12 protein-coding genes are annotated in these 19,608 nt (G+C 46.3%); 9 read left to right on the top strand and 3 right to left on the bottom strand.

Translation table 11 applies throughout. From position 1 onward, the window contains the following. Positions 1-2: 2 nt before the first annotated feature. Together smpB and PXH68_RS06570 are read left to right on the top strand one after the other, a co-directional pair. Complete coding sequence (gene smpB / locus PXH68_RS06575; protein ID WP_002935771.1) at positions 3-470, top strand: SsrA-binding protein SmpB; 468 nt, start codon at positions 3-5, stop codon at positions 468-470. A 97-nt stretch (positions 471-567) separates the two neighbouring features. Beyond that, positions 568-2,199: an ABC transporter ATP-binding protein gene (locus PXH68_RS06570; RefSeq protein WP_248028778.1), complete on the top strand. Its 1,632-nt coding sequence runs from the start codon at positions 568-570 to the stop codon at positions 2,197-2,199. A gap of 207 nt (positions 2,200-2,406) precedes the next feature. Here the strand turns inward: PXH68_RS06570 and PXH68_RS06565 are convergent, their stop codons facing one another. After that, on the bottom strand, positions 2,407-3,450 hold the full coding sequence (locus PXH68_RS06565) for a zinc-binding dehydrogenase (RefSeq protein WP_248028777.1): 1,044 nt from the start codon (positions 3,448-3,450) through the stop codon (positions 2,407-2,409). A gap of 153 nt (positions 3,451-3,603) precedes the next feature. Here PXH68_RS06565 and tehB point away from each other — a divergent pair, with 153 nt between their 5' ends. The 3 genes from tehB to tpx all read left to right on the top strand — a co-directional run bounded on the left by tehB (position 3,604) and on the right by tpx (position 7,565). Beyond that, a complete protein-coding gene (gene tehB / locus PXH68_RS06560; RefSeq protein ID WP_248028776.1) occupies positions 3,604-4,461 on the top strand; it encodes an SAM-dependent methyltransferase TehB in 858 nt (285 codons plus the stop codon). Between the two features lie 92 nt (positions 4,462-4,553). Further along, positions 4,554-7,004, top strand: coding sequence for a heavy metal translocating P-type ATPase (locus PXH68_RS06555; RefSeq protein ID WP_248028775.1), 2,451 nt, complete (start codon positions 4,554-4,556; stop codon positions 7,002-7,004). Positions 7,005-7,079: 75 nt separating this feature from the next. Beyond that, entirely contained in the window at positions 7,080-7,565 is a 486-nt protein-coding gene (gene tpx / locus PXH68_RS06550; RefSeq protein ID WP_205031789.1) for a thiol peroxidase, read from the top strand. Positions 7,566-8,007: 442 nt separating this feature from the next. Here the strand turns inward: tpx and PXH68_RS06545 are convergent, their stop codons facing one another. Together PXH68_RS06545 and PXH68_RS06540 are read right to left on the bottom strand one after the other, a co-directional pair. Beyond that, entirely contained in the window at positions 8,008-8,457 is a 450-nt protein-coding gene (locus PXH68_RS06545) for a hypothetical protein (protein ID WP_248028774.1), read from the bottom strand. Between the two features lie 29 nt (positions 8,458-8,486). After that, positions 8,487-8,801, bottom strand: coding sequence for a hypothetical protein (locus PXH68_RS06540; protein WP_316715509.1), 315 nt, complete (start codon positions 8,799-8,801; stop codon positions 8,487-8,489). An 80-nt stretch (positions 8,802-8,881) separates the two neighbouring features. Here PXH68_RS06540 and PXH68_RS06535 point away from each other — a divergent pair, with 80 nt between their 5' ends. From PXH68_RS06535 to PXH68_RS06520, 4 genes are all read left to right on the top strand, one after another. Continuing rightward, entirely contained in the window at positions 8,882-9,217 is a 336-nt protein-coding gene (locus tag PXH68_RS06535; RefSeq protein WP_248028773.1) for a helicase BlpT, read from the top strand. An 87-nt stretch (positions 9,218-9,304) separates the two neighbouring features. Next, on the top strand, positions 9,305-10,006 hold the full coding sequence (locus PXH68_RS06530) for an ABC transporter ATP-binding protein (protein WP_248028772.1): 702 nt from the start codon (positions 9,305-9,307) through the stop codon (positions 10,004-10,006). A gap of 9 nt (positions 10,007-10,015) precedes the next feature. Beyond that, complete coding sequence (locus tag PXH68_RS06525; protein WP_248028771.1) at positions 10,016-13,378, top strand: FtsX-like permease family protein; 3,363 nt, start codon at positions 10,016-10,018, stop codon at positions 13,376-13,378. 336 nt (positions 13,379-13,714) lie between these two features. Beyond that, positions 13,715-19,513 carry a ZmpA/ZmpB/ZmpC family metallo-endopeptidase gene (locus tag PXH68_RS06520; protein WP_248028770.1) on the top strand — a complete coding sequence of 1,933 codons (5,799 nt, stop codon included), beginning with the start codon at positions 13,715-13,717 and terminating at the stop codon, positions 19,511-19,513. The last annotated feature ends 95 nt before the right edge of the window (positions 19,514-19,608 follow it).

Genomic DNA, 19,608 nt, shown 5'->3' with positions numbered 1-19,608 from the left:
GCATGGCCAAGGGTGAGGGCAATGTGATTGCGCAGAATAAAAAAGCCCGCCACGACTATACCATTGTCGATACAGTGGAGGCGGGGATGGTCCTAACGGGGACGGAGATTAAGTCTATTCGTGCGGGGCGGATCAATCTTAAGGACGGCTTTGCCCAGATCAAGCAGGGCGAGGCTTGGTTGGTCAATGTCCATATCGCTCCCTACGATGAGGGCAATATCTGGAACCAGGAGCCGACGCGGACCCGCAAGCTCCTCTTGCGGAAGAAGCAAATCGAGTCCTTGGGGAATGAAGTCAAGGGAACTGGGATGACCCTGGTGCCCCTCAAGGTCTATATCAAGGACGGCTTTGCCAAGGTCTTGATTGGGCTTGCCAAAGGGAAGCACGACTACGACAAGCGAGAGTCCATCAAACGCCGTGAGCAAGACCGCGATATCAAACGGACTATGAAAGCTATCAATAGTCGCTAAGACCGGGAGAAATCTCAGTATTTTTTCATGGAGTAATGAGGTAGAAATGTAGAGTGAATTGTGATATATTAAGTTAGAGAGCCAAAAGGAGGAAGCGATGACTACTTTTAAACAGATTTTAAAGCCGATTCGGATACAGAGATTGGTAACCTTCTTCTTTCAATTACTATCGATTCTCTTTTCCCTTAGCCAACCCATCTTGATAGGCAATTTGATTGACCAAATAAGTCAAATCAATCAAGGGGGGAGAATGGATGCCATCTATCATACAATCTTTCTACTAGTACTAGTTTCTATCTTAGATTTTTTAATCTATTATACAAAAGATTTCTTCTTTCAACAGACTCTGGCAAAAGGGATTATGCTTATGCGTTATCATGTCATGTCAGCTGCTTTGGGAGAGCCTCTATCTTCCTTCAATCATCAGGAAAATGGTGATAAACTCAATAAAATTCTGAACGATAGTGAGACTTATGCAAAATACTTGGTCTATTTGATTCCAGAGACCATTATTTTTATGACGCGCCTGCTGATCATCTATAGTATTTTCTTTGTAACTAGTTTTGAACTGACAGTCATTATCTTTGGTATTTTTGTAGCTTATACTTGTATCTATTTAGCTCTCAATAAGAGTATTAAGCCCAGAATTCAGACTGAAAGCGAATCTTATTCTAAGGTAATGGAGGATACGGTCGAATTATTGCAAGGTCGAGAAACTATTAAACTCGGACTGAAGGATACATTTTTTAAGAGACGTTTTCAAGATTCTTTAAATCGCTATCTGGTTTCAAAAACACAAGTATTGCGAGTGTCGTCCTTAGATAGTGCATTTATGAATTTCTTTTATTCCATTATTCCCATCACTATTCTAGGAGTTGGTGTCTTTCTAGTATTACAAGGGAAGTTGACTTTAGGCAGTTTATTTACCTTGCAGTCCTATACACATTGGATTTTAGATCCTGTTTTTAGCATCACAACGCTGAATCGGTTAAAACAACAAGCTGATGTCGCTTTGCCACGATTGCAGGAATTTTTTAAGCATGAGGAATCAGTAGAAAGGCCTGTATTGAAGCAGAAATTAAGCAGAATTCAGACCTTGGAACTTCAGAAGGTTTGCTTTGCTTATGAGTCCAATCAGAATATGATTCAAGAGTTAGATTTGAGGTTAGAAGTCGGTAGTCGTTTGGCAGTTGTTGGACAGACAGGCAGTGGTAAGTCAACCTTGTCAAAATTGTTGCTAGGAATTCTTCATCCAACTAGTGGTCATATTTTAGTGAATGGACAAAATCTATTCGATTTTGAGACAGAAGATTTATTGGTTCGTATATCCTATTTACCACAAGATGTCTTTTTATTTGCGGCTGGGGTACGCGAGAATATCCAGTTTGATCAAGGATGGGAACTCTCAGAACAGGTCATTGCAGGCTTGCATCTGGAAGATTTGTTGGGGCGAGAAGTTGACAGCAAACACTCTCTATCAGGTGGAGAAAGACAGCGTATTGGAATCGCTAGAAGTTTAAATCGATCAGTTGATGTACTGATTTACGATGAACCGACCTCAGCCTTGGACCAAGCAACTGAAGACTCGGTCGTTGCCACGATTGCATCCTACCTAGATGAAAACCCTGCTATTTTTATTGCCATTACACATCGAAAGAAAATTTTAGAGATTTGTAATCAGCAATTAGAGTTGACTGGTGGGGGGAGTTGGCAGTTGAGTAGTATATAAAATAAGAACCTCCAGGAGTACTAGGATTTCTGGAGGTTGCTTTTTGTATTTTACTTAATTAAAATTAAAATCAGAATTCGCCTATCTCCAAGAGCAGATAGAACTCTGTTCCTTTTATATTTCAAGGGAGCAGGCTGAGAACCTCCACAGGAGCTTTTCAGTCATCAAATCAAGTCAACAATGTCTGACTTTGATTTTCAAAGAGTCTTAATCCACCGTCACCATTGCTTTAATCGTTTTACGATTGGCCATGTCTTTGTAGGCTTGGTCGATATTGTCCAGGCTGTAAGTTTGGGTGAAGACTCGACCTGGATTGATCTGTCCTTTGAGGACGGCATCGAGCAGAAAGTCTTTGACATAGGTTGTGACAGAAGCCGCACCGCCTCCGATGATAATGTTGGTGGAGAAGGTGGATCCAAGGGCATGGTTGCTATAGTGTGGTACGCCAACAAAACCGATGCGACCGCCATTGTGAAGAACACCGAGGGCTTGGTCAATGGAGGCTTCTGTTCCGACACATTCGAGAGCAGCATCAGCGCCTCCACCTAGGATTTCACGAACTTTGGCAATGCCTTCCTCTCCCCGTTCTGCCACAACAGCAGTTGCACCAGATTCCAAAGCCATTTGCTGACGATCTGCGTGACGGCTCATCATGATAATCTGAGAAGCTCCGCGCATTTTTGCAGCGATAACGGCACATTGTCCAACCGCTCCGTCACCGATAACGACGATCTTGTCGCCTGGTTTGACATCTGCTACGCGAGCTGCGTGGTAGCCAGTTGGCATAACATCTGCCAATGTTAGTAGCGATTTAATCATGCCCTCTGAGTAGTCGCTCGGCTGACCAGGGACTTTGACCAAAGCCCAATTACCGTAGTGGAAACGGATGTACTGTGATTGGTAGTTGTTACCAAAGTTTTGGTAGCCTGGATGGTTGTCACAGGTACCGTCAAAGCCTGTACGACAAGCATCACAGTGTCCGCAACCGTGTGTAAATGGAACAATCACAAAGTCACCAGGAACAAGGGTTGTAATATCTTCGCCTACCTCTTCAACGATCCCGATGGCTTCATGACCGGAGTTGGCGTCGCCATGTTCGTGGGGAACATTCTCATCATAACGCCAGAGGTCCGACCCACAGACACAGGCCCGAACGACCTTGATAATGACATCATCCTTAGCTTGAAGACTTGGTTTTTCGATTTCTGCAACGGTTATCTTACCGGCTTTTTCATAAATAGCTGTTTTCATATTTATCACATTTTTACTTTGCAAGTAAATATCCTTTCTGATTGATATGACCTATTATACACCTTGGAGTTCACTCCAAGTCAAGTAAAAATAGGTTTGATAGGGAGATTTCTTTGTGATAAACTAAGGAGAGTAGAAAGATGAGGAGAGAATATGACAGTTTTAGTTCCTTACAAACGCATGCCGAATTGGAATCAGGAGACAGTTCCCAAAGAATTTTTGAACAGACACACGACTAAGCCTGCAACCTGGGCCAAATTGCGTGTGGTAAAAGGACAGGTTCGCTTTGAATTTCTTTCGGAGCTAGATGAGATTTTGTCTAGTTTTGTCTACGGTCCAGCAGATGATATCCCTTTTGTGGAACCAGAGGTTTGGCATCGAGTAGCCTTATTGACAGAAGATACGGAATTTTTCTTGGAATTTTTCTGTCAGCCAGAGGATTTTTTTGCCAAAAAATACAACCTGAGTCGAACACACTCAGAGGTTTTAGAAGCCTTGAAAATGATTGAGCCATGCAAGGTATTGGATTTAGGTTCTGGTCGGGGGCGAAATAGTCTCTATTTGGCCCAAAGAGGTTTTGAGGTGATTGCGGTAGATAAGGATGAGCAAAGTCTTCAAATCTTACATCATATAAAGGAGATGGAGGATTTGGACCTGCAAGCTGGAACCTATGAGATCAACTCGGCCAGTTTGGAGCAGGACTATGATTGGATTATCTCGACCGTGGTCTTCATGTTCTTGGAGCGGGATCGGGTGCCAGCCATTATCCGCAATATGCAGGAGCAAACACGACCTGGTGGCTATAACTTGATCGTGGCGGCCATGGATACGGAAGATGCACCCTGTCCTATGAATTTCTCCTTTACTTTCGGCGAAGGTGAGTTGAAGGAATACTATCGTGACTGGGAATTGGTCAAGTATAATGAAGATTTTGGTCAGCTCCATAAGCGTGATGAAGATGGCAATTTCCTCAAGATGCGGTTTGCGACCATGCTAGCAAGGAAGAAGTAGAGGGAAACCTCTCTTTTTTTAAAAACAAATTCGTTTACAAATGTAGTCAAAATGTGTATAATAGGATTACAGATGTAGTCAAAGGAGAAACTATGCAAAAAGAAAGTGTCAGAATAGCAGGTATGACCTGTGCATCTTGTGCCATGACCGTTGAAAAAGCTGTCGGGAAATTGACAGGAGTCGAAGAAGCCAGTGTCAATCTGGCAACGGAAAAACTAAGTGTCAGCTACAATCCAGACCTTCTCAGCTTGGCAGAGATTGGGGCCGCGGTGGAAAAGGCTGGATATAGAATGGTCCGCAATCTTGTGACGGAAACCTATGCTATTGAAGGCATGACCTGTGCCTCCTGTGCTATGACGGTGGAGAAGGCCCTTGGAAAACTGGCTGGTGTAGAAGAAGTAGCTGTTAATCTGGCGACAGAAAAGGCCAGTATCACCTATGGCAAGGACCGTTTGAGTACAAGAGAAATCCTATCAGCAGTTGAGGCAGCAGGTTACAAGGCTATCAAGCCAGAAGTAAAAGGTGACACAGACCTGACAGACAGGCAGGGAGAGAAGATTGCTAACCTCTGGACTCGCTTTATCTGGTCGGCAGTCTTTACTCTTCCACTGCTCTATATTGCTATGGGTCCTATGGTAAATTTGCCCTTGCCCCAGTGGTTGCATGAGCCTATGACCTTTGCCTTGTCCCAGTTGATTTTGCTCCTACCGATTGTTTATCTTGGACGGAGTTTCTTTACCAAGGGCTTTCAGACCCTGCTAGCAGGTCATCCCAATATGGACTCTCTGATAGCCATTGGTACCAGCTCTGCTATTGCCCAAGGCCTGATCATGCTGGTCCTCATCGCTCAAGATGCAGTCGAGATGACGCATGGTGGACATCCCGAACTTTACTTTGAGTCGGGGGCGGTCATCTTGACCTTGATTACGCTGGGCAAGTATCTGGAGGCGGTGTCCAAGGGGAGAACGTCCGAGGCCATTAAGCACCTCATGGACTTGGCACCCAAGACGGCTCAGGTTCTGCGAGATGGGCAGGAAGTGCAGGTGGCCTTAGAAGATGTGGTGGTGGGCGATATTGTCGTCGTCCGTCCAGGTGAAAAAATTGCAGTGGATGGTGTTGTGGTCGAGGGACAATCGACTGTCGATGAGTCCATGCTGACAGGAGAGAGCCTGCCCGTCAGCAAGTCTGTCGGGGATCAGGTGGTCGGAGCCTCCCTCAATAAGACCGGAGCCTTTCGCTTTCAGGCGACCCGCGTGGGTCAGGATACCAGTCTTGCACAGATTATCCAGCTGGTTGAGGCGGCTCAGGGCTCCAAGGCACCTATTGCCAAGCTGGCTGATCAGGTGTCGGCTGTCTTTGTGCCCATTGTCATGGGGCTTGCGACCCTCTCAGGTCTGGCTTGGCTGGTCCTAGGTCAGCACTCTTGGATTTTCTCCCTCTCCATTACCATTTCGGTCTTGGTCATCGCCTGTCCTTGTGCACTGGGCTTGGCGACGCCAACGGCTATCATGGTCGGGACTGGCAAGGGGGCGGAGAACGGCGTCCTCTTCAAGTCAGGTCAGGCACTGGAAATCCTTCCTAAGATTGAGGTCATGGTCTTTGATAAGACGGGCACCATTACCCAAGGGCAGCCACAGGTGACCGACCTGATTGCCTTCACTGACCAGACAGACCAGGAACTTCTCCAGCTGGCAGCCAGCAGTGAGCAGGATTCGGAGCACCCGCTGGGTCAGGCCATTCTGGATGCGGCCAAGGAGGCTAGTCTGGAGCTCTTGCCCACGACCAACTTCCAGTCCCATGCTGGTAAGGGTTTGTCAGTGACCATAGCAGAGCGGACCATTTACTTTGGCAATGCCAAGCTGATGCAGGATGCAGGTGTCGGTGTAGCAGTTGCCAGCCAGCAGGCAGAGCGACTAGCCAGTCAAGGTAAGACCCCTATGTATCTAGCAGAAGCAGGTCAGCTTCTGGCTCTCATCGCCGTAGCCGATACCGTAAAAGAAACCAGTGGCCAGGCTATCGCCAAACTGCGTCAGCAAGGTGTGGAAGTGGTCATGCTGACAGGGGATAATGAAAAAACGGCCCAAGCCATTGCCAAGGAAGTCGGCATTGACCGCGTGATTAGCGATGTCCTGCCAGAAGACAAGGCCCGTCAAATCCAAACCTTGCAGGCAGAAGGCAAGCGAGTAGCTATGGTTGGTGACGGTATCAATGACGCACCAGCTTTGGCACAGGCAGACTTGGGACTGGCCATTGGCTCTGGTACTGATGTAGCTATTGAATCAGCAGATGTGGTCTTGATGCGGAGTGACTTGTTGGACCTACCGCGAGCTTTGACACTTAGTCGAGCAACTATGCGGACCATTAAACAAAATCTCTTCTGGGCCTTTGCCTACAATGTTTTGGGCATTCCAGTTGCCATGGGACTACTGCACTTGTTTGGCGGTCCCCTGCTTAATCCCATGTTAGCAGGAGCAGCTATGAGCCTGAGTTCAGTATCCGTCCTCTTAAACGCTCTGCGATTGAAAAGTATTAAACCGATTTAGAAATACCAGTCAAAAAACTGGTATTTTTGTTCCTAAACGCTTACAATAGATATATTAAGTGCAAGGGAGATGTTTATGACAACTTTTATTGGAAAACCAGTGACCTTGGTAGGTCCACGTTTGCAGGTGGGTGATGTGGCCCCTGATTTTGTTCTCATGGCAAATGACTTGAGCCTGAAAAGCCTGAAAGACTTTGGCAAGCAAACCAAGGTGATCAGTGTGGTACCTTCTATTGACACAGGGATTTGTGATACCCAGACCCGTCGTTTCAATCAGGAACTGGCAGATCGTGACAACACAGTTGTCGTGACGATTTCAGCAGACCTGCCTTTTGCCCAAAAGCGCTGGTGCGGTGCTGCAGGTCTGGAAGACGCTATCACCCTGTCTGACTACTATGATCATGCCTTTGGTAAAACCTATGGTCTGCTCATGCGAGAGTGGAATTTGCTGGCGCGTGCGGTCTTTGTCCTCAATGCCGACAATGAAATCACCTACGTGGAATATCTGGACAATGTCAACGAACATCCCGACTATGATGCGGCTTTAGAGGCTGTTAAATAAAGATAGAACGGTGCCTGAAAAGGTATCGTTTTTTTGCTTCCAAAAAGCCACCCTATTCAGAGTGGCTACACATTTATACTCTTCGAAAATCAAAATCAGACGTTGTTGACTTGATTTGATGAGTGAAAGGCTCCAGTGGAGCCTTTCAGCCTGTTACCTTGAAACAAAATAGTAACAGGGTTCTATCTGCATAAGTAGAAACGAACTACGTTCGTCTATCTCCAACCTCCAAAGGTTCCCCAAACCTTTTGTAGCGAACTTTGTTCGCTTTATTTCCAACCACCAAAGGTTCCCCAAACCTTTTGTAGCGAACTTTGTTCGCCTATCTCCAACCTCCAAAGGTTCCCCAAACCTTTTGTAGCGAACTTTGTTCGCTTTATTTCCAACCACCAAAGGTTCCCCAAACCTTTGGTGCTAGTCTGTTTTCGATTTTCATTGAGTATTACTGACGCTCGATGGTCAGGCTAATCTTGACGATCGGTTTGCCTGGCGTCCGCTTAGTCCACCAGTCTTTTATGTGGAAATAGCTGAGCAGGGCAAGTAGGATTGGGTAGGCAGTTGACCAGACACTGATAAGTGTATGGAGTTTTGAGACTTGAAGCACCAGTGATTCCTTGGTTGCCAAAAGGATACTCTTATCATGAATGTAGTCTTTGATGCTGTCAAGCAAGGTTTCCACATCACCAATTTTTGTCAGAGGAGTTTCAGCGACCAAGGTTTGAATGTCCGTCCCAATCGCCTGAACATCCAGTTCTTGTAGGGATAGGACATTTTTCCATAAGTCCAGTCCAGTCGAGAGACTGGTCACAAAACCAAAGACAATTAAGCCGATTGAGCCACAGAATAAGAGGCGGTATCCCCAAAGAATGAGCTTGTTAACCTTGCCATCCATGAGCTTGAAAGCCTTGATGAGCTTGCCGGTTAAGAAGTAGAAGAGAATGATTTCACTAGGCAGATGAGGACCATGTCAAGTAGGAGCAGGATTGCCCGACGCAACCATCCCTGGACTAGCTGGTCTTGAATCAGATCGCTGATGTTTTCTAGGTCCAGTTGGAAGAGGCCTTGAATTAGCTTGTTAAAAAATGGTACTTGGAAGAAGAAAATCAACCAAGACAGAGTCAGATAGATGGAACTCCAAACAAATGGAGATAGGGATAATTTTTCACTTTTTAATGCCTTTCTTATGCTAACGTTTGCAAACCAAGGCATTGTATCATAGGGGCTTAGAAATTTCAAGAAAAGCAGACTGTATTTTGCTTGAATATTGTTGGTGAATTTGATATACTGAGTACATTAACACAATAGGAGGGTCTTTTATGGAAAAGACAAAAATCATTCAAGACAGTTTGGCCCTCGTTCAAGAATTGGATCGGGCCTTTCAAACAGAAAAAATAGGAACAGCAGATGAGCAGCGGTTCCAGCATAATCTGACGGAAACGATAAGCATTTTGTCGGGAATCGAGACGGTCACCAATAAAGAACTAATTGCGATTGAAAAATTCTACCGTGCGACCAGTTTTTTAGTTGGTCTAGGTGATGTGCGTTTGAGCCAAGAATGTCGACAAGCTTGGAGGGCTTTTGATCGCTACTACTACCAAACCATCAGAGAAGAGTTGAAGCTCTATGGTGGCTCTGCTATTGCCCAAGTATAAAAGATGTAAGAGAGGGTGAGAAACCCTCTTTTATGCTATAATAAGTAGTAGAATACAGCCGATAGAAAGAGAACAGGGAGGTCTGCCATGTCCTATATCCAAGTCAATCAGTCTTCGAAATATTACCGCATGGGTGATGCGACCATTCTGGCTAATGATAGCGTGTCCTTTGAGATTGAAAAGGGGGAGCTGGTCATCATTCTCGGCTCATCTGGTGCGGGCAAGTCCACCCTGCTCAATATCTTGGGAGGTATGGACAGCAATGATGAGGGGGAAGTCTGGGTTGACGGTGTGGACATTGCTAAGCTGTCTAGCCATGAACTGACCAACTATCGCCGAGACGATGTGGGCTTTGTTTTCCAGTTTTATAATTTGGTTGCCAATTTGACTGCCAAGGAAAATGTAGAACTGGCAGCAGAAATCGTCAAGGATGCCATGGATGCCGAAGAAGTCTTGAAACAAGTCGGGCTGGGTCACCGCCTCTATAATTTTCCTGCCCAGCTTTCTGGAGGAGAGCAGCAGCGGGTTTCCATTGCCAGAGCAGTTGCCAAAAAGCCTAAAATCCTCCTCTGCGACGAACCGACGGGAGCACTGGATTACCAAACTGGTAAGCAAGTCTTGAAAATCCTGCAGGATATGTCCCGCAAGCAAGGTGCTACGGTGATTATCGTGACCCACAATAGCGCCCTGGCTCCTATTGCGGACCGAGTGATTCGGATGCGGGATGCCCGTTTGCATTCGGTTGAGCTCAATCCAGCACCGCAGGACATTGCTAGTCTGGAATACTAGGAGGAGCCTATGAAGCAAAAAATCTACTGGAAAGATGTAGGTCAGGCCCTCCTGTCTTCCAAGGGACGTTTCCTCTCCATTTTCAATCTGATGATGATTGGAGCCATTGCTCTCATTGGATTGAAGGGCACATCTCCTAATATGGAAAAAACGGCCCAAGCCTATCTGGAAAAAGCTCAGACCATGGATCTGGCGGTCATGTCAGACATGGGCTTGGATGATGCGGACATAGCAGAGCTGGAAACCATTGAGGGGGCTCAGCTAGAAATGGGCTTCTTCAAAGATGTGACCCTAGACAGCGACCAGCAAGCCGTTCGAGTTTTTTCAAAACCAAGTACAATCTCCATCTACCAAGTCCAGTCAGGTCACCTTCCCCAATCAGATGATGAAATCGCCCTCTCACCTTCTTTGGCTAAGGGCTACAAACTGGGGGATCAGGTCAAGCTGACCGAGCCAGATAGGAATGGGACAGTCTTGACCAAGACCAGTTTTACCCTAGTCGGTATCGTCACCTCGCCAGAAATCTGGGACAATGTCACTATGGGGCTGGCTTCCAGCGGCAATGGTCAGCTGGCTGGCTATGCTATAGTAGAGCCGACCGTCTTTGACTCCGAGGTCTATATGATTGCCCGCCTGTCCTACGATGAATTGGACGACCTTGCCTACTACCAAGACAGCTATGAAGCTAAGGTAGCCAGCTATCAGCAAGAGCTGGACCAGCTCTTAGCGGATAATGGTCAGGATCGTCTGGCTCGTATCCAAGCCCAAGGACAGGAAGAGATTGCGACAGGTCAGGAGGAATTAGACACAGCTAAGGATGACCTAGCAGCTGGAGCTGTTCAGTTGGAAAAAAGCAGAGCAGACATCCAGTCAGGCCAGGAGCAGTTGGATAATGCTCACATCCAGCTACAAGAAAAAGAAGTCGAACTAGCTCAGGCAAAGTATACCTTGGACCAGACAAAGGAAAGTCTTAACCAGACCAAGTCTCGATTAGATACAAGCCTTGCTGAATTAGAGCGATCAAGGGCTTTCTTAGAAGCCAGCAAAGCAGAGCTCGATCAAGCAGCAAGCGAGTTAGAGCAAGCCAAATCCATTCTGGCATCCAAACAGACTGAACTTGACCAATGGGCTAGCAAAATCAATCAAGCGCAAGCAGACTGGTTCCAAAAACAGGAAAGTTTGAAGCAAATTATTTCCCAAACATTGGGTCCAAGTCAGTCTTTAGCGGACTATCCAGATTTACTAGCCCAGCAGACCAGCTTGGACCAGGTCAAGGTTGGTATTGACCAAGAACTTCAAGCCTATAATCAGGCCCAGTCGGACTATCAGGCAGCTAGAAAGCTACTGCAAGAAAAAGAAACAAAGTACCAGACAGGTTTACAAGATTATCAAACAGGTCTGACTCACTACCAAACAGGTCGCAGTCAATATGATGAAGGCTTGGCTCAATACCAAGCAGGACTTGCCCAATATGAAGTAGGCTTAGCCCAATATCAAGCAGGTCAAGAACAGCTGACAGCAGGTAAAAACCAGTTAAAGGTCGAATCGGCTCATATTTCCCAAGCGGAGAGCCAACTAGCTCAGGCCCAGTCAGACTTTGACAAGCAAAAAGCAACAGCAGAAACAGAAATTACCCAAGCCCAAACAGATCTCAGCCAAGCGCAGTCTGAATTAAAGAGTCTAGAAGAACCTATCTACCAGACCTACACCCGCTCGACCCTGCCAGGTGGAGAAGGCTACACTACCTACAAGAATGCCACTGGCAGTATCGCAGCAGTTGGCAACATCTTTCCAGTCGTACTCTATCTGGTCGCAGCCCTCGTCACCTTTACTACCATGACCCGCTTCGTTGACGAAGAGCGGACTAGAGCAGGTCTTTTCAAGGCTCTAGGCTACACCGACCGCCAGATTATGACCAAGTTCGTCCTCTACGGATTGGGGGCTGGTATAGCAGGGACTCTGGTAGGCATTCTGGCTGGAAACTTCATCCTCTCGCCTATGATTGCTGCCATTATCACTGAAAGCACTGTCATTGGCGACGCCCAACTTCACTTGTATCCCTTCTGGATCCTGCTAGCTCTGGTCTTTGCTTTGCTTTCTGCGGTCTTGCCAGCCTATCTGGTCGCCCGCAAGGAACTCAAAGAAAAGCCTGCCAGCCTCCTCCTTCCCAAACCTCCCGTTCAAGGCTCCGCCATTCTCTTGGAAAGACTGCCCTTCATCTGGAACCGTCTCAGCTTCACCCACAAGGTGACCGCCCGCAACATCTTCCGCTACAAGAAGCGGATGTTCATGACCATTTTCGGCGTGGCGGGCTCCGTCGCCCTCCTCTTTGGCGGCCTGGGCATTCGCTCATCCATATCAGGCGTGGTGGACAGGCAGTTTGGCGACATCATGCAGTACGATATGATTGTGGTGGACAATAGCAGAGCTTCTGAGGCAGAAAAGAAAGCAGTTGATGACATTCTCACTTCTCAGTCAGTTGCCTCCTACCTCCCTATCGCCTATGAGCAGCTGACAGAAGAGATAGATGGGCTTCATCAAGCCTTGACAATCAGTCTCTTAGTCACCGAGAAAATGGACCTGTCCGACTATATCCAACTCCGTCAGGCAGGGAGTGGCGACTTCTTAAGTCTGACAGATTCAGGCATTATCCTGTCTAAGAAATTAGCCAGTCTTTATGGTGTCAGAGCAGGAGATCGTTTGACCTTGACCATTGACCAGCAGCCAGTCACGGTCAAGGTAGCAGGAGTATCGGAACTCTACGCAGGTCATTTTATCTACATGACTGCTGCTTATTATGAGGAAGTAACAGGTCAGGCCTATCAGGCCAATGCCAGCTTGGTTAAGGTCTCACAGTCTTCAACCAGCCAGAGTCAAGACTTAGCAGCTCAGCTATTGTCCCAAAAAGGCGTCGTAGCCTTGGTGCAAAATCGCTCCTTGATTGCCATGCTGGAGACGGTGGCAAGCTCCCTCCAGTCCATTATGATTATTCTGGTGGTCCTGTCCATTCTGCTGGGCTTGGTCATTCTTTATAATCTGACCAATATCAATGTAGCTGAGCGGATTCGGGAGCTGTCGACCATAAAGGTGCTGGGCTTCCATAACCGCGAGGTGACTCTTTATATCTACCGTGAAACCATAGTCCTGTCGCTGATTGGCGTAGTGCTGGGACTGGGTGGCGGTATCCTCCTTCACCGAGTCTTGCTGGAGATGATCGGTTCCAACTCTATTATCTTCAATCCCAAGGTTAGTCTGGAAGTCTACCTGATTCCAATTCTAGCAATCGCAGGTATTCTGACGGGTCTGGGCTGGTATGTCAACCGCAGCTTGCGCAAGGTGGATATGCTTGAAGCCCTAAAGTCAGTTGATTAAAACAGCCTGGGGATAGGCTGTTTTAACCCGAGCCTAGAAATGGGAAAGCGAGGCAGCCTGGGGATAGGCTGTTTTAACCCGAGCCTAGAAATGGGAAAGCTAGGCAGCCTGGGGAGAGGCTGACTAATCAACATAGCGATAGATATCAGAAGTTCTGAATAGCTTTCCAATGGTCCTAGAAATGTCTACAAGTCAAGATTCAAATTGAGCATTAGATCCAAGAAGAATCACCCCAAAAGTGGGTGATTTTTTTGTTGAGAATTCAAGAAATTGCTTGAGTTTTTGAGTTAAAACAGGTAAAATTAGTATAATGATATACAGTAAAAGGAGGACAATATGGGTCCACATCCATCCAAAGAAAAGGTCCAGCGCTTCTCATTTCGGAAGTCGTCTTGGGGCCTTGTTTCTGCTACGGTTGCCTGCTTGTTTATGGCAAGTCCCTTCCTACCTCACCTGAGCGTCACTGCCCAAGGTAGTGAGGTTCAAGTAGACTACCGCTATGTAACGGAAGCAGAGCTAACCAGTCAAGAGAAGAAACTGGTGACAGAAGCTTTGCCAGGATTGGCTAAGGAAGGAGATAGGGTTTACTACCTCATCTATCGTCCAACAGCTCAAAGCCTACCGAAGACTGGGCAGAATAGTTTGCTTGCCAGCGGATTGGTCTTGGCAGGAGCTAGCCTCTTGGTCTATGCGGTAAAAACAGGGCGCAATGGCAAGAAGGCCTTGTTAGGATTCTTTATCTTAACAGCGACAGGTGCGGTAGCAGTGTCGCCAACTGGGCTTGCTATTACTAACCAGATTCTTTCCCATTACAACCAAACTTTATCTGTCAGTCTGGGTCAAGAATTGCCAAAACCATTGGAGATTGCTGGATATAGCTATTTAGGTTACATTGAAGAGGAAGTAGCGTCACCATCAACTGGGCAGTCTGTGGAAAACTCGGCAAAAGATGTACTACCAGAAAAAGAGAGTCAGACTGAGGAAGCAGAGCTACCACAAGAAACAGCTTCAACTCCTGGTCAAGAGACTGGGGAAGTGGTGCTTGAAGAGGAGCAACCAACGACTCCGACAGAAGAAAAACAAGAAACCAAGCCTGAAACCACTCCGTCAGTACCACCGGTTTTACCAGTAGAAAAACCAGCTGATGGGCCTGTGGGCATCGAACCAGATCCATCTAAGGTAGAGAATGTAGTGGAGGAAATTCCTGCCCAACCTGTGGGAACTGAGAATCAGCAGCTTCCTCCTGTTTCAGGAGACCTGACAAGTCCTGACACCAGTGGTGCGGAAGGGGCTCCCGACACAGCTCAAGAACTGCCCGTAGAAAAACCAGTTGATGAACCTGTGGGCATCGAACCAGATCCATCTAAGGTAGAGGATGTGGTGGAAGAAACTCCTAGCCAACCAGCTACAACAGAGACTAGCCCTAGTCAACCAGAGCCAACGACTCCAAGTCCAGTGCCAGGAGAGGTTGTTCAACCTGTTCAACCAGAAACGACAGAGACCCAACCTGTCCCAGAGGTGCCAAAACCAGCGCCAGAGGAAGAAACTCCTCCAGTTCAGCCAGTGGATCCAGGAACGGTTACTGAACCAGTTGAGCCAGACCAGCCAGCCATTGGTGAAATTTCACCGAGTCAACCTGCCAATCCAGTTGCTGAAGCAGAACCTGTTTATTCCAAGCCGGACAAGTCGATTTACCATTCGAAACCGAGCCTTGAAATTGTGGAAACGGAAACTAGTCGTTTGGAGTCTGTACCATTCACAATCGAGCTGGTACAGGATACTAGCCTTCCAGCTGGTCAACGCCGGACCCAACGTCAAGGTGTCAACGGTCAACAACGGATTCGCACTAAAATTTACACCGTAAATGGTCAAGAAATCAAGCGTCAAGACCTAGCACCAGAATTGGTAACCGCTCCAACCAAGCAGATTGACCATGTAGGAACAGGTGTTTTGACCGTTCCAAGTTTAACCATTACAGAAGTTCGACCAGATGCACTTGGAAGAGATGCAGACCTGCATTTTTCTCTGACAGACAGTAGTTCCACCTTCCGTTCTGCCAAGGCTTTCATCTATAAAAATGGTCAAAAAGTAAAAGAGGTTGCCATTACAGACCCGAGTCAGGCTGTTACAGTGATGGGCTTGGAACACTTTACCGATTATCAAGTGCGGACAGAAATTACCTATGACATTGGTCAAGGTAATCAGACCAAGCTAGAAGAAGCAACCAAGAACTTTATCCTTGAACTCAAGAAAATTGAAATCAAAGATGTCGATACAGTTGAATTATACGGTGTAGAAGATCGTCGTTATCGTCGTTATTTGTCACTTTCTAATCGACCAGAGCGGCCAGAAGATTACTTTGTGAAAATCAAGTCCGACCGCTTCAAGGAAATCCTCTTGCCAATCACGTCTATCGAAGAGGTCACAGTTGATGGACAGGAGAAATTCAAACTAACCGCCAATTTGGATCAGTTGGTTCAAGATAGTCAAACTGGCTACCAAGAAAACTTTAGCTTCTTTATTGACAAGGTACCAACTAGTCAAGCAGGGATTTACACCTCCTTCAAGACCTTGTTGACAGCCATGCAGAACAACCGCAATGGACATTTTATCATTGGTGCAGATTTGACTGCAGATGAAGTGCAGTTGGACGCCGGTGCAACAGCTTACCTGACAGGAGAATTTAAAGGTAGTCTGACAGCGGAACATAATGGTAAAAAATATGCTATCCATCATCTAACCAATCCATTGTTTGATACCCTGAGCGGAGCAACTATTCAAAAATTGGACCTAGTGGATGTGAAAATTAAGTCAGAGCAAGACCGTGTAGGAGCTCTGGCAAAATCAGCAGTTAATACAAGTTTGACTGACGTAGCAGTTCAAGGTTCGATTACGGCTGCTGCCAACATCGGTGGTGTGCTCTACGAAGCAAGTGCAGGTAGCAGTCTTCAAAATACCAGCTTCGAAGGAAGTATTACAGCCACCAATCCAGCTGTCGCCTTATCCAATGTCGGTGGTCTTGTCGGTCATTTGACAGGAAATAACAGTCAAATTCGTCAGTCTAAAGCTGTAGTTGATTTAACAGTTGCATCATCCAATCCATCCCACAGAACAGGTGGTTTGGTCGGTATGGTGACGGATCGGGCACTCGTTGAAAAAGCCTTTGTTCAAGGCAAGGTGAACAATTTTGGCAATAGTGGGCAAACAGGAGGAATCATTGGCTCAACCTGGAGCAATGGTCGAGCCCAGGATCTGCTAGCAGATGTAGTCGTGACAAATGGTAACCTGGTTCATGGGGATACCAATCATGTTCAGGCTAGCATTCCAAGAGCAGCAGTAACTAGCCAATCCAAGGGTCGTCTAGATCAGTGGACTAGCATCTTGCAGGGACCAGAGTTCACCAGTCGTCTGACAAGCTATGGCATTTCTGCGACAACGTCTGATAGCCAAGTCAAGCATGAAGGTAACAAGTACAGTGTTGATTACAGTCGTTTGTCCAAAGCAGACAGCAACAAGGCAGTTGCTTATGCAAACTTGGAAAAACTCATGCCATTCTACAACAAGGAGTACATCCTTGAGATGGCAAAACACCTGCCAGCCAACCACAAACTCAATAGTAGTCTATTGGTGGATGTGGTGCCAATGGTTGGTGAACAGGTTGTGACCGATTTGAACAGTCAAAAAACAGCTATCAACCGCCTCATGTTGCATTTTGCAGATAAGAGTGTAGCCTATGAAACCCTACGCTTTAAGCAAGATTTTGCCAATAGACAGATTGCTGAATACCAGCTAGGCAATACAGGGCTCATCTATACCCCGGAATCCTTCCTGGCTGCCTTTACCAAGCCACTTTCCCAGTTGATCAACGAATTGAGTCGTGTTAGCTTCCAATCCGATGCAGTACGCAGAGTGCTGGGAGCAGATCGGACATCAGTCAGCGTGACGACCAAGCCAGAAGATGATAATTCTTCTCGTTGGGCCATGGATTTGGGTGTCAAGCAGACGGATGAACAGCGACCGTTATGGGCCTTGTATTTGGAAGATAGCTTCAATCAGGTTCAGTCCAGTATTGGTGAGCAATTGCGGAAGCTTTTGAGTTCGGACAAGGCCATAAACTCTGTCGGGCTCTCGGTTGAAAATTATGTGGTGGATAAGATTTCTAGAAATAAAGAAGCTCTCTTGCTTGGCTTAGCCTACCTAAACCGTTGGTATGACATCAATTACGACAAACTCAACATTAAAGATTTGTCCATCTTTAAGTTAGATTTCTTTGGAAATACAGAAGCTTCTGCCCTCGATACCATCATCGCCCTAGGACAGTCAGGCTATGATAACTTGAGACCTAAAAATAACGTGACGACCTTTGCAGGTTTCTTGGCTGACGCCAAAGCACAGCTGGACCTCTTTACCTACCTTGAATCCTATCGCCAACTCTTCTTACCAGGCTTGTCCAATAATGATTGGTTCAAACAGACTACTCGAGCTAAGATTGAAGAAGTGGAATCAGGCATTGAGGAAGTTGCTCAATTGCAACGAAATGCGGAAAAACACAGCAAGTACAATCTTGGTGTATATGACCGCATCACCAATCCAAAATGGCAGTACCGAAACATGGTCCTCCCGCTTCTGACCATGAAGGACCCAAGTGTCTATGTCCTATCAACCATGTCCACCCTTTCCTTTGGAGCCTTTGAACGCTACCACAATGACTCTATGGACAAGGAGATGACCGTTGAGCAATACATGAATCAGAAAGTCGCTCAGGCTGGCCGTTGGCAGGCAAATTACTTTGACTTCTGGTACCGTGTTTTAGATAGGGAAAACAGAGAAAAACTCTTCCAAAGCTTTATCAATTATGACGGCTTTAACTTCCAAACAAACGGAAAAGGTGTTACTTGGACAAGCTTGAAAGATACCCAGCATAAGTCTATCAAGGACTTCTTTGGACCAGTTGGAAAATGGTATGACTTTATGGGATCGGGTGCTTATGCAACAGGCATCTTTACCCACTTTGAAGTGGACCGAATTCTTGACCAGTATGGTAGTTCTATCTTCACCCACGAAATGGTCCACAACTTTGATGGCAATATCTATCTTATGGGCCACGGTCGCCGTGTTGGTGAAGGGGCGGAAGTCTTCTCCGAAGGCTTGTTGCAAAACCCAACCGCATTGAACTCTGCTATCTTGGGAATTAATACCATGTTCACAGGTGATTCCAATGCGACAGATCGCTTCCACACTGCCGATCCAACTAATCGCTTTAAGTCGGTAGAAGATTTGGAACAATACATGCGTGGTATGATGGATACGGTTTACTTCTTGGATTATCTGGAAGCTAACAGTGTGCTTAAGAAGGATGCTAAAGTCAAGCAGGATTGGTACCGCCAAATCGGAAACTGGTATGATCTAGACAAGGATCAGAAAGAAACAACTGCCTTGGCCGGAAATTCCATTCAACCTCTAACAGGTGATATTGCCAGCCGCTTAAATACAATCGGAGACTTGGTTGACAACAATATCATTGCCCGACGTAATTATTGGGATCAAATGGATAGGTTAGAACGAAATTCCTACTACACTATCAAACTCTTCTCGCCGATTTATGCAGCCCTGTCTAACGAATCAGGTGCACCAGGTGATATCATGTTCAAACGGATGGCCTTTGAACTGTTGGCTGAAAAAGGCTATGTACACGGCTTTATTCCTTATGTAAGTAACCAATTGAGTCAAACGGCTGCTGACAAGGGCTACAAGTATTTTGATTCTTGGTATGGAAGAGAAGTTGGTTTGATAACGGATAAGATTGTCTTTGACCATGTTTTTGAAAAGGACGGCTACCAAGACTGGGCTTCCTTCAAGAAAGCTATGTACCAACGCCGAATCGATCAGAAAGATAAACTCATCGACATCACGATCGAATACAGGTTGGGAGACCGTTATTCATCTGAAAGAGTTCACATTCAAACCTTTGAACAACTAGAAAGTCTGATGAATGCTGCAGTAGATTATGACTATGCAAACCGTGAAAAAGTAGAAGCAGATCCAAAACATAGCTGGGTCAACCTGCTCAAAGAACGTGTTTACAATGCCTTGCTACGGCAGACTAATGATTTCAGAACCTCTATTTTTGAATAGGCAAGAGCATCTCCGCAAGGAGATGTTTTTGTCATAGACAAACCCATGCAAATGCGCAAGCTTTTTTGTGATTTTCAATTCAAAGCCAGCTGGAT

It is taken from the genome of Streptococcus sp. 29896, assembly GCF_032594915.1.
GTDB lineage: Bacteria > Bacillota > Bacilli > Lactobacillales > Streptococcaceae > Streptococcus > Streptococcus suivaginalis.
This window is presented reverse-complemented; position numbering and strand designations above follow the sequence as displayed.

Bases quoted from the DNA above. Each gene is read 5' to 3' on its own strand.
- smpB (WP_002935771.1), top strand. From the start codon at position 3: ATGGCCAAGGGTGAGGGCAATGTGATTGCGCAGAATAAAAAAGCCCGC.
- PXH68_RS06570 (WP_248028778.1), top strand. From the start codon at position 568: ATGACTACTTTTAAACAGATTTTAAAGCCGATTCGGATACAGAGATTG.
- PXH68_RS06565 (WP_248028777.1), bottom strand. From the start codon at position 3,450: ATGAAAACAGCTATTTATGAAAAAGCCGGTAAGATAACCGTTGCAGAA.
- tehB (WP_248028776.1), top strand. From the start codon at position 3,604: ATGACAGTTTTAGTTCCTTACAAACGCATGCCGAATTGGAATCAGGAG.
- PXH68_RS06555 (WP_248028775.1), top strand. From the start codon at position 4,554: ATGCAAAAAGAAAGTGTCAGAATAGCAGGTATGACCTGTGCATCTTGT.
- tpx (WP_205031789.1), top strand. From the start codon at position 7,080: ATGACAACTTTTATTGGAAAACCAGTGACCTTGGTAGGTCCACGTTTG.
- PXH68_RS06545 (WP_248028774.1), bottom strand. From the start codon at position 8,457: ATGGATGGCAAGGTTAACAAGCTCATTCTTTGGGGATACCGCCTCTTA.
- PXH68_RS06535 (WP_248028773.1), top strand. From the start codon at position 8,882: ATGGAAAAGACAAAAATCATTCAAGACAGTTTGGCCCTCGTTCAAGAA.
- PXH68_RS06530 (WP_248028772.1), top strand. From the start codon at position 9,305: ATGTCCTATATCCAAGTCAATCAGTCTTCGAAATATTACCGCATGGGT.
- PXH68_RS06525 (WP_248028771.1), top strand. From the start codon at position 10,016: ATGAAGCAAAAAATCTACTGGAAAGATGTAGGTCAGGCCCTCCTGTCT.
- PXH68_RS06520 (WP_248028770.1), top strand. From the start codon at position 13,715: ATGGGTCCACATCCATCCAAAGAAAAGGTCCAGCGCTTCTCATTTCGG.